This is a genomic window from Kitasatospora sp. NPDC001539 (assembly GCF_040298565.1).
Classification (GTDB): domain Bacteria; phylum Actinomycetota; class Actinomycetes; order Streptomycetales; family Streptomycetaceae; genus Kitasatospora.
In genome coordinates, this window is record NZ_JBEPAK010000248.1 from 1 (window position 1) to 10,437 (window position 10,437).

General features: G+C 72.3%; 10 protein-coding genes. All 10 read right to left on the minus strand.

Annotated features, from left to right (window positions below; genetic code table 11):
- Positions 1 to 196: 196 nt before the first annotated feature.
- Entirely contained in the window at positions 197 to 484 is a 288-nt protein-coding gene (locus ABT247_RS27695) for an RNA polymerase-binding protein RbpA (RefSeq protein ID WP_392897762.1), read from the minus strand.
- 205 nt (positions 485 to 689) lie between these two features.
- A complete protein-coding gene (gene secG, locus ABT247_RS27700; RefSeq protein ID WP_350577332.1) occupies positions 690 to 926 on the minus strand; it encodes a preprotein translocase subunit SecG in 237 nt (78 codons plus the stop codon).
- An 87-nt stretch (positions 927 to 1,013) separates the two neighbouring features.
- The gene (gene tpiA / locus ABT247_RS27705) at positions 1,014 to 1,799 is read right to left on the minus strand and encodes a triose-phosphate isomerase (RefSeq protein WP_350747542.1); all 786 of its coding nucleotides are present in this window, start codon (positions 1,797 to 1,799) and stop codon (positions 1,014 to 1,016) included.
- 5 nt (positions 1,800 to 1,804) lie between these two features.
- Positions 1,805 to 3,007, minus strand: a complete 1,203-nt coding sequence (locus ABT247_RS27710) for a phosphoglycerate kinase (RefSeq protein ID WP_350747545.1) — start codon at positions 3,005 to 3,007, stop codon at positions 1,805 to 1,807.
- A gap of 152 nt (positions 3,008 to 3,159) precedes the next feature.
- Positions 3,160 to 4,167, minus strand: a complete 1,008-nt coding sequence (gene gap / locus ABT247_RS27715) for a type I glyceraldehyde-3-phosphate dehydrogenase (RefSeq protein WP_350747548.1) — start codon at positions 4,165 to 4,167, stop codon at positions 3,160 to 3,162.
- A gap of 295 nt (positions 4,168 to 4,462) precedes the next feature.
- Positions 4,463 to 5,443, minus strand: coding sequence for a DNA-binding protein WhiA (gene whiA / locus ABT247_RS27720; protein WP_350747551.1), 981 nt, complete (start codon positions 5,441 to 5,443; stop codon positions 4,463 to 4,465).
- Positions 5,434 to 6,519, minus strand: a complete 1,086-nt coding sequence (locus ABT247_RS27725; RefSeq protein ID WP_392897764.1) for a gluconeogenesis factor YvcK family protein — start codon at positions 6,517 to 6,519, stop codon at positions 5,434 to 5,436. Before ABT247_RS27725 ends, whiA begins: the two co-directional genes overlap by 10 nt.
- Before the next feature lie 64 nt (positions 6,520 to 6,583).
- Entirely contained in the window at positions 6,584 to 7,468 is an 885-nt protein-coding gene (rapZ, locus tag ABT247_RS27730; RefSeq protein WP_270143324.1) for an RNase adapter RapZ, read from the minus strand.
- Between the two features lie 118 nt (positions 7,469 to 7,586).
- The gene (gene uvrC / locus ABT247_RS27735) at positions 7,587 to 9,635 is read right to left on the minus strand and encodes an excinuclease ABC subunit UvrC (RefSeq protein WP_350747555.1); all 2,049 of its coding nucleotides are present in this window, start codon (positions 9,633 to 9,635) and stop codon (positions 7,587 to 7,589) included.
- A 141-nt stretch (positions 9,636 to 9,776) separates the two neighbouring features.
- Positions 9,777 to 10,229: a Rieske (2Fe-2S) protein gene (locus ABT247_RS27740; protein ID WP_350747558.1), complete on the minus strand. Its 453-nt coding sequence runs from the start codon at positions 10,227 to 10,229 to the stop codon at positions 9,777 to 9,779.
- Between the last annotated feature and the right edge of the window lie 208 nt (positions 10,230 to 10,437).

The window sequence follows — 10,437 nt, forward strand, 5'->3', positions numbered from 1 at the left end:
GCCGCCGCGGTGCGTACCCCGCCGCTGTTGCCCCCGCGGCCCCCGGGGGGTGGGCCCCCCCCCCCCCGGGGCGCGTGCACCTTTACAAACGCCGGGGCCCCCCCCCACCCCCGGGGGGGGCCCCCCTTCTCGTCGCTGTCCTCGGCGTCCGGCCCGCCTCCAGGGCGCTTCCGGCCGCCCGGGTCGGGTTTCCGCGTCAGATCTCGCCGCGCAGCTTGGCCAGCGCCTCGGCGAGGATCGCCTCGCCGTCGGCGTCGGTGCGCCGCTCGCGGACGTAGGCGAGGTGGGTCTTGTACGGCTCGTTGCGCGAGGGCGCCGGCGGGTTGTCCTCGTCCTGCCCGGCCGGGAAGCCGCAGCGCGGGCAGTCCCAGGTGTCCGGGATCACGGCGTCGGCGGCGAAGCTGGGCCGGGTCTCGTGCTTGTTGGCGCACCAGAAGGAGATCCGGTTGCGCGGGGCGGACTCGCCGCGCTCCGCCTCCCCCATCGGGCCGGCCCCGACCCTGCTGCCACGGATGGCGTTGCCACTTGCCACGGTCTGACTCCCTGCGTGCTGGTGCGCCGACCCGCCGCGGTGCGCGTCGGTGGCGAAAGTCGTCCTAGTGTAAGCAGGAGTTAAGGATCAGCCACCATCGCCTCCGCCCCCGACCGTCCCAGGATAGGCGCTCGGGCGACGGGGCGTCAGGGTTGCGTCAGCTCTGGTACTTGAGGACCAGGCCCAGCACGATGATGCAGGCGAACCAGCCGAGGCCGACCACGATGGTGATGCGGTCCAGGTTGCGCTCGGCCACCGCCGAGCCCCCACCGGTCGACATCGCGCCACCGCCGAACATGTCCGACAGGCCGCCGCCCTTCCCCTTGTGCAGCAGCACCAGCAGGATCATCAGCAGACTGAAGATGATCAGGGCAATCGAGAACCCGAGAACCACGACGGGACCAACTCTCTCGTATCTTCGGCGAAGGGGCCGGGCCGCGTACGGCGGTCCGGCCCCAAAGCCTACGTTGCTGCGGCGGCGTTAGCCTACTGCCTGCTCACGGTAGCGCACGATCTTGACGAACTCGTCGGCGTCCAGCGAGGCACCGCCGATCAGGCCGCCGTCGATGTCGGGCTTGGCCATCAGGCCGGCCGCGCTCGACGACTTCACCGAACCGCCGTACAGCACGCGGACCTTGTCGGCCAGCTCGGCGTCGTACAGCTCGGCGATCCGCCGGCGGATGGCCGCGCAGACCTCCTGGGCGTCCTCCGGGGTGGCCACCTCGCCGGTGCCGATCGCCCAGACCGGCTCGTACGCGACCACGATCGACTCGGCCTGGGCCGCCGGGACGCCCTCCAGGGCGCCGTCCAGCTGGGCCAGGGTGTACTCGACGTGGGTGCCGGCCTTGCGGACGTCCAGCGGCTCGCCGATGCACAGGATCGGGGTGACCCCGGCCCGGTAGGCGGCCTTCACCTTGGCGTTGACGATCTCCTCGTTCTCGCCGTGGTACTGGCGGCGCTCCGAGTGGCCGATCACCACGTAGCTGCACTGCAGCTTGGCCAGCATCGGGCCGGAGACCTCGCCGGTGTAGGCGCCGCCGTCGTGCTGCGAGATGTCCTGCGCGCCGTACTTGATCTTCAGCTTGTCGCCGAAGACCAGGGTCTGCACCGACCGCAGGTCGGTGAACGGCACCAGGACGGCGACCTCGACGGCCTCGTAGTCCTTGTCGGCCAGCGCGAAGGCCAGCTTCTGGGTGTGCTGGATGGCCTCGAGGTGGTTGAGGTTCATCTTCCAGTTGCCCGCCATCAGCGGGAGACGCTCGGTCATGTGTTTCAGTCCTCCAGAGCGGCGAGACCGGGGAGGGTCTTGCCCTCCAGGTACTCGAGGCTCGCGCCGCCGCCGGTCGAGATGTGCCCGAACTTCTTCTCGTCGAAGCCCAGGATGCGGACGGCCGCGGCGGAGTCGCCGCCGCCGACCACGGTGAACGCGCCGCTGTCGACCAGGGCCTGCGCGACGGCCTTGGTGCCGTTGGCGTAGTCCGGGTGCTCGAAGACGCCCATCGGCCCGTTCCAGAAGACGGTGCCCGCGTCGGCCAGCTTCGCCGCGTACAGCTCGCGGGTCTTCGGGCCGATGTCCAGGCCCTCCTGGTCGGCCGGGATCGCGTCGACGGCGACGGTGTCGGGGTTCGCCGGGGTCTTGCCCTTGAGGTCCGGGAACTCGGAGGACACCAGGACGTCCACCGGCAGGACGAACTCGACCCCGCGCTGCTCGGCCTCGGCCAGGTAGCCCATGACGGTCGGGATCTGGTCCTCCTGCAGCAGCGAGATGCCGACCTCGTGGCCCTTGGCCTTGAGGAAGGTGTACGCCATGCCGCCGCCGATCAGGATCCGGTCGGCCTTCTTCAGCAGGTTGTCGATCACGCCGAGCTTGTCGGAGACCTTGGCCCCGCCCAGCACGACGACGTACGGACGCGCGACGTCCTCGGTGAGCTTCTTCAGCACGCCGACCTCGGTGGCGATCAGGTCGCCGGCCGCGTGCGGCAGCAGCTTCGGCAGGTCGTACACCGAGGCGTGCTTGCGGTGCACGGCGCCGAAGCCGTCACCGACGTAGAGGTCGGCCAGGGCGGCCAGCTGCTCGGCGAACGCCGTGCGCTCGGCGTCGTCCTTGCTGGTCTCACCGGCGTTGAAGCGCAGGTTCTCCAGCAGCGCGACCTCGCCGTCGGCCAGCGCGGCCACGGTGGCGGCGGCGCTCTCGCCCACGGTGTCGGTCGCGAAGGCGACGTCCTTGCCGAGGATCTCGCCCAGGCGCTTGGCCGCGGGGGCGAGCGAGTACTGCGGGTCCGGCGCGCCCTTGGGACGGCCGAGGTGGGAGGCGACGACGACCCTGGCGCCGCGCTCGACGAGCTTGGCGATGGTCGGCGCGACGGCGCGGATCCGGCCGTCGTCGGTGATCGTCTCGCCGTCCAGCGGAACGTTCAGGTCGGCACGCACGAAGACGCGCTTGCCGGCGACGTCCAGGTCTTCGATGGTCTTCACTGGTTCTTCGGTCTCCTGGGGAGAGGGTTGATGCGCAGAGGCGGCACGGCGCAGGGGCCGCCTGAGGAGTCCAGGTACGCAGAGCGAGGGCCCGGTCGGCTCCGTTTCGCCGTCCGGGCCCTCGCCCCTACCTCACGTCAGCTCCCACCGTGTCAGAGCTGCCCACCGACGAGGGTGACCAGGTCGACGACGCGGTTCGAGTAGCCCCACTCGTTGTCGTACCAGCCGAGCACCTTGACCTGGTTGCCCTGGACCATGGTCAGGCTGGAGTCGAAGATGCAGGAGGCCGGGTCGTTGACGATGTCCGAGGAGACGATCGGGTCCTCGGTGTAGGCCAGGATGCCCTTGAGCGGGCCCTCCTGCGCGGCCTTCTGGAAGGCCGCGTTGACCTCGTCCTTGGTGACCTCGCGCTCCAGGGTGACGACCAGGTCGGTGATGGAGCCGGTCGGGACGGGGACGCGCAGCGAGGTGCCGTCCAGCTTGCCCTTCAGCTCCGGCAGGACCAGGGCGGTCGCCTTGGCGGCGCCGGTGGAGGTCGGGATGATGTTCTGCGACGCGGCGCGGGCGCGGCGCAGGTCCTTGTGCGGGAAGTCCAGGGTCACCTGGTCGTTGGTGAACGCGTGGACGGTGGTCATCAGGCCCTTGACGATGCCGAAGCTCTCGTTCAGCACCTTGGCCATCGGCGCCACGCAGTTGGTGGTGCAGGAGGCGTTGGAGATGACGTGGTGGTTGGCGGCGTCGTACTTGTCGTCGTTGACACCCAGGACGATGGTGACGTCCTCGTCGGTGGCGGGCGCCGAGATGATGACCTTCTTGGCGCCGGCGGTGAGGTGCTTCTTCGCGGCCTCGGCCTTGGTGAAGATGCCGGTGGACTCGACGACGATGTCGGCGCCCAGCTCGGCCCACGGCAGGTTGGCGGGGTCACGCTCGGCGGTCACCTTGAAGGTGTGGCCGTCGACGGTGATGCTGTCCTCGGTGTGCGAGACCTCGCCCGGGAAGGTGCCCAGGGTGGTGTCGTACTTCAGCAGGTGAGCCAGGGTCTTCGTGTCGGTGAGGTCGTTGACACCGACGATCTCGATGTCCGCGCCCTGGGCCTTGACCGCGCGGAAGAAGTTGCGGCCGATGCGGCCGAAGCCGTTGATGCCTACCCGGATCGTCACGAACCGATCTCCTCGTTAGGTACGCCGGCGCGAGGCCGACGGGGGTGAGATTTGGGAAGTCCCCGACCGCCTACGACCCTACCCCTCCGGACGCTGGGAGGGCACATCGCGCCACCTCCTGAGACGTGGCGTGGCGTGCCGCAAACCCGATTTCAGGCCGTCCCGCCTTGGGCCGGAGGGCACTTGACCTCCGGGGCAGTGGTCTCTACCAATCCCGCCGTCGGGCCCGGCCCGGGAACGCCGGCGGCCGGCGCCCCCACCCGGGCGCCGGCCGCATCGCGATCACGCAGCGTGTTCAGTTCATCGCCATCTCGTCGGTCAGGTTGGCCTCGGTGCTCGGCAGGCCCAGCTCGGCGGCGCGCTTGTCGGCCATCGCCAGCAGGCGGCGGATCCGGCCGGCCACCGCGTCCTTGGTCAGCGGCGGGTCGGCGAGCGCGCCCAGCTCCTCCAGCGAGGCCTGCTTGTGCTGCATCCGCAGCTGGCCGGCCGCGGCCAGGTGCTCCGGCACCTCGTCGCCGAGGATCTCCAGCGCGCGGGCGACCCGGGCGCCGGCCGCCACCGCGGCCCGGGCCGAGCGGCGCAGGTTGGCGTCGTCGAAGTTGGCCAGGCGGTTGGCGGTGGCCCGGACCTCGCGCCGCATCCGGCGCTCCTCCCAGGCGAGCACCGACTCGTGCGCTCCCAGCCGGGTCAGCAGCGCGCCGATCGCGTCGCCGTCGCGGATCACCACCCGGTCCACCCCGCGCACCTCGCGGGCCTTGGCCGGGATGCCGAGCCGGCGGGCCGCACCGACCAGGGCGAGCGCCGCCTCGGAGCCGGGGCAGGTGATCTCCAGCGAGGAGGAACGGCCCGGCTCGGTGAGCGAGCCGTGCGCCAGGAACGCCCCGCGCCAGGCGGCCTCGGCGTCGCAGGTGGCCCCGGAGACGACCGCCGGGGGCAGGCCGCGGATCGGGCGCCCGCGCCCGTCCACCAGGCCCGTCTGGCGCGCGAGCAGCTCGCCGTCCTTGACGACCCGCACGACGAAGCGGCTGCCGCGGCGCAGCCCGCCGGGGGCCATCACCACGAGGTCGGAGGAGTGCCCGAAGATCTCCAGGAGGTCCTTGCGCAGCCGCCGTGCCGCCGACCCGGTGTCCAGCTCCGCCTCGATCACGATGCGGCCGCTCACGATGTGCAGTCCGCCCGCGAACCGCAGGATCGCCGACACCTCAGCCTTGCGACAGCAGGCCCGGGTGACCGGGAGCCGGCTGATCTCGTCCTTCACCGCTGGAGTCATCGCCATGGCCCGATCCTTCCATGTGTCCGGAAAATCCGGTCGTACGCGGCCGCCAACAGCTCCGGGTCGTGTCGCGGGGTGCCGTCGGTGCGGGCCACCGCACCGAGCACCAGAGCGGCGCCCATCCGTTCGGCGGCCTTCTCCAGACCGGCCAGGTCCGCCTGTCCGAAGGCGCCGCCGGTGACGGCGCGCTCGTCCACCAGGATCGCATCCACGGCGAGCTCCGGAGCGTGGTCGGCGATGACCTCCAGGTGACGCTGCGGGGTGAAGCCCTCGGTCTCGCCGGGCTGCGGGGCGAGGTTGAGGGTGAGCAGCCGGCGCGCACGGGTCTCGACCAGCGCCTTCGCCAGCTCGGGCACCAGGAGGTGCGGCAGCACGCTGGTGAACCACGAGCCGGGTCCGAGCACCACCCAGTCCGCCTCGCGCACCGCCGTGACCGCCTCCGGGACGGCCGGCGGCTCGTCCGGCAGCAGCCGGATCGACTGCACGGTGCCGGGCGTGGCGGCCACGTTGGCCTGGCCGCGGACGGCGGACACCTCGCCGGGGCGCGCCGGGTCGTGGCCGCGCACGCTGGCCTCGATGTCGAGCGGCACCGCGGACATCGGCAGCACCCGGCCCTGGACGTTCAGCAGCCGGCCGACCCAGTCCAGTGCCGCCACCGGGTCGCCGAGCTTCTCCCACAGGGCCACGATCAGCAGGTTGCCGACCGCATGGCCGCCCAGCTCGCCGTTGCCGGTGAAGCGCTGCTGGATCACCTCGGACCAGGTGCGGCCCCAGTCGTCGTCCCCGCACAGCGCGGCCAGCGCCTTGCGCAGGTCCCCGGGCGGCAGCACGCCCAGCTCCTCGCGCAGCCGGCCGCTCGAGCCGCCGTCGTCGGCGACGGTGACCACGGCGGTGAGGTCGCTGGTGAGCCGGCGCAGCGCCGACAGCGAGGCGGACAGGCCCTGGCCGCCGCCGAGCGCGGTGATCCGGGGTGCCGGATTGGCCCGGGCGGGACTGCTGCGCGGACGGCCCGGCAGCGGGCTGCCCGCCCGTTCGCCGGACCTGCTCTGCGGCTGCCGCCCGGGCACGTATCCCGCCACACTCACCTCGCGTTCCTCGGCCCCGCCACCCGGCTCCGCCGGGGGGCCGGCAGGGAGGCGGCGGTTACTCCCGTCCCATGTCACGGTGGACGAGCACCGTCTCGACTCCGTCGGCGATGAGACGCTTGGTCAGACGCTCGGACATGGCGACGCTCCGGTGCTTGCCACCGGTGCAGCCTACGGCAAGCGTCATGTAGCGCTTCCCCTCGCGGCGGTAGCCCTCGGTAACGATCCGGAGCAGCTCGGCGTAGCCGTTCAGGAACTCGTTGGCGCCGGGCTGCTGGAAGACGTAGTCGGCGACGTCCGCGTCGGTGCCGGTACGGGCCCGCAGCTCGGGCACCCAGTGCGGGTTGGGCAGGAAGCGGCAGTCCACCACGAGGTCGGCGTCGACCGGCAGGCCGTACTTGAAGCCGAAGGACATCACGGTGGCGCGCAGCTCGGGCTCGTCGTGGTCGGCGAACTGGGCGTCCAGCTTGGCGCGCAGCTGGTGCACGTTGAGGTTCGAGGTGTCGATCACCAGGTCGGCCTCGCCGCGCAGGTCGCGCAGCAGGTCCCGCTCCTGGGCGATGCCGTCCACGATCCGGCCGTCGGCCTGCAGCGGGTGCGGGCGGCGCACGCTCTCGAAGCGACGGACCAGCGCCTCGTCGGAGGAGTCCAGGAACACCACCCGGAGGCGGACGCCGCGCTTCTCCAGCTCGTCCAGCGAGGTGAGCAGGTCGTCGAAGAACTGGCGGCCGCGGACGTCCACGACCACGCCGATCCGGGCGACGTTGCCCTGGGAGCGGGCGCCCAGGTCGACCATGGTGGGGATCAGGGCCGGGGGCAGGTTGTCCACCACGAACCAGCCGAGGTCCTCCAGGCACTTCGCGGCGGTGGAGCGGCCGGCTCCGGACATGCCGGAGATGATCACCAGCTCCGGCGCGTTCTCGGCCACGTCTGACACGGTCACTTCGGTTCCCCGCTCTCGGTCTTTCTGCTGGGGAGAACGCGCAGGGCACGGCCGCCCTTCCCCGCCGCGGACAGGCGGGCGGGGTCGGGGCGCGCCGGCGGACGGGCGGCGTCGGCCGTCATGGCGTCTCCTGGGATGGTGCGGTCTGGGGTGCTGCGGCCACCGGCTCGGCGGCCTGGTCGGCTCCGTCCTCGATGATCTCGCCGGTAGCGGTGTTGACCGCGGGTGCGGCGGGTGTACGGGAGGACAACGCCGCCGCAACAGTCTCCGCGGTGCGGCGTCCGATGCCGGGAACCGCGCAGAGTTCGTCGACGGTGGCGGCCCGGAGCTTCTTCAGCGAGCCGAAGTGCTTGAGCAGCGCCTGGCGGCGAGTCTCGCCGAGGCCCGGGACGGAGTCCAGTTCCCCGGCGGTGAGTCGCTTGGAACGCTTGTTGCGCTGGTAGCCGATCGCGAACCGGTGGGCCTCGTCCCGGATCCGCTGGAGCAGGTAGAGGCCCTCGCTCGAGCGCGGCAGCACGACCGGGTCGTCCTCGCCGGGCAGCCAGACCTCCTCCAGCCGCTTGGCCAGGCCGCACAGCGCGACGTCGTCGACGCCGAGTTCGTCCAGGGCGCGCTTGGCCGCGGCGACCTGCGGCTGACCGCCGTCGACCACCAGCAGCTGCGGCGGGTAGGCGAAGCGCTTGGGACGGCCCTCCTCGTCGCGGGCGCCGGCGGCCGGCTCGGGAGCGCCGGGCTCGTCCTCCTCGGGGACGGCCCACTCGCCGGTCTGCTCGCGCTCCTGGAGGTAGCGGCGGAAGCGGCGGCTGATCACCTCGTGCATCGAGCGGACGTCGTCCTGGCCCTCGAAGCCCTTGATCTGGAAGCGCCGGTACTCGCTCTTGCGGGCCAGGCCGTCCTCGAAGACGACCATGGAGGCGACCACGTCCTCGCCCTGGAGGTGGGAGACGTCGTAGCACTCGATGCGCAGCGGGACGGAGTCCAGCTCCAGCGCGTCGGCGATCTCCTGGAGGGCGCGGCTGCGGGTGGTCAGGTCGGAGGCCCGCTTGGTCTTGTGCAGGGCCAGCGCCTGCTGGGCGTTGCGCTGCACGGTGGCCATCAGGTCCTTCTTGTCGCCGCGCTGCGGGATGCGCAGGTCGACCTGGCTGCCGCGCAGGCCGCTGAGCCACTCCCTTATCGGGCCCGCGGGTTCGGGCACGGCCGGGACCAGCACCTCGCGCGGGACGGACTCGCTGCCGCCGCCGTAGAGCTGCTGGAGGGCGTGCTCGACCAGGCCGGCGGTGTCCACGTCCTCGACCTTGTCGGTGACCCAGCCGCGCTGGCCGCGCACCCGGCCGCCGCGGACGTGGAAGATCTGCACGGCCGCTTCCAGTTCGTCCTCGGCGAGGGCGAGCAGGTCGGCGTCGGTGGCGTCGGCGAGCACGATGGCGTTCTTCTCCATCGCGCGCTTGAGGGCGCCGATGTCGTCGCGCAGCCGGGCCGCCCGCTCGTACTCCAGGTCGGCGGCGGCCTCCTGCATCTGCTCTTCCAGCCGGCGCAGGTAGTTGCCGGTGCGCCCGGCCATGAAGTCGCAGAACTCCTCGGCCAGCGCCCGGTGTTCGTCCGCCGTCACCTTGCCGACGCAGGGCGCGGCGCACTTGTCGATGTAGCCCAGCAGGCAGGGGCGGCCGACCTGCCGGGCGCGCTTGAACACGCCGTTGGAGCAGGTGCGGACGGGGAAGACGCGCAGCAGCAGGTCGACCGTCTCGCGGATCGCCCAGGCGTGCCCGTACGGGCCGAAGTAGCGCACGCCCTTGCGGTGCGCCCCGCGCATCACCTGGACCCTCGGGTACTCCTCGTTGAGGGTGACGGCGAGTTCCGGATAGCTCTTGTCGTCGCGGTACTTGACGTTGAACCGGGGGTCGAACTCCTTGATCCAGGAGTACTCCAGCTGGAGCGCCTCGACCTCGGTGGCGACGACGGTCCACTCCACCGAGGCGGCGGTGGTGACCATGGTCGCGGTGCGCGGGTGCAGGCCGGCCAGGTCCTGGAAGTAGGACGACAGGCGCGGCCGCAGGCTCTTGGCCTTGCCGACGTAGATGACCCGGCCGTGGGCGTCACGGAACTTGTAGACGCCCGGGGAGGTCGGGATCGCGCCCGGCGCCGGGCGGTAGGTGCTCGGGTCAGCCATGGGTCCACCGTACCGATTGCGGTCGCGGCCGCGGGGACGGGATCGAAGGGGCCGCGGTCGAGGGGGAGGCGGTCGAGGGGGAGGCGGTCGAAGGGGACGGGATCGAGGGGGACGGGATCGAGGGGGAGGCGCTCAACTGCGTCAGCTCGGGGTGACCTTGAGGTTCCCGCCCTCGACCGTGACGGTGTAGGCGGGCAGCGGGGTGGGGGCCGGGCCGTCCTGCACCGCGCCGTCGGCGATGCCGAACCGGCTGCCGTGGCAGGGGCACTGGATCTGGGCGTTCTTGACCTGGTCCACGACGCAGCCGGCGTGGGTGCACTTGGCGCTGAAGGCCTTGTACTGCCCGGCGGTCGGCTGGGTGACCACGATCTTCTGCTCCCGGAAGACCGTGCCGCCGCCCTCCGGGACGGCCGAGGCCGGGCCGAGGTCCACCGGGCCCTTGGCGGTGCTGCCGGAACCGGACGAGCCGGAGGAGCCGGAGGAGGAGCTGCACCCGGTGACGGCCACCGCGCCGCCGGCCGCCAGGACGGCGGCGGCCCCGCAGAGCAGGGTGCGGCGGGAGGTGGCGGGGCTGGTCTCGAGGGCCTCGGACATCGGTGCGCTCCTGGCGGGTTCGGCTGCGGGCGGACCCACGGCTGGTGGGCCGACGGAAGTCTATGCGGCACGCGCCCCGCCGCTCCCGGCGTGGGAGCGGGGGGGCGGGGGGGCGCGGTGCGGGCGAAATAATAGCGGGGGGCCCCCTGCGCGGCGCCGTGGTTGCGGGGGGGGCGGCCCGGGGGGCCCCGCAGTAGCCCCGCCGGAT